This window comes from Bartonella sp. AA2SXKL, assembly GCF_042197205.1.
Classification (GTDB): Bacteria; Pseudomonadota; Alphaproteobacteria; order Rhizobiales; family Rhizobiaceae; genus Bartonella.
The window spans coordinates 1-265 of record NZ_JBHIRN010000260.1; the positions used below are offsets into that span (position 1 = coordinate 1).

The following is a 265-nucleotide window of genomic DNA, read 5'->3' on the forward strand; positions in this document are numbered from 1 at the left end:
TACGGAGGAAGAATAAAGTGCCTTGTTGATCTTCTGTAGGATCAGGAATAAAGCGGGTAATTGCATAATCGTGCCAACGGCTGTAACCGGAACCATTGGCCGTCAACATTATGGAATAAAAACCATGAGATAAAAGCAAAGTTGCGCGTGGTTTGAGCAGTGGGTTAGTGATCATGCGCAAAGGGGCGTCATCAAATTCTCGAGAGTTATTGTGTACAGGGTTAACGACTTTGGTATGAATGATGGGAATTTGGTGCGGTGCTCT

Annotated in this window: 1 protein-coding gene; it reads right to left on the minus strand. The window is 44.5% G+C overall.

Annotated elements, in window-relative coordinates; translation table 11 throughout:
• The coding region (locus tag ACFINS_RS11105) for a hypothetical protein (RefSeq protein WP_375706302.1) at window positions 1-265 on the minus strand (265 nt) is incomplete at both ends.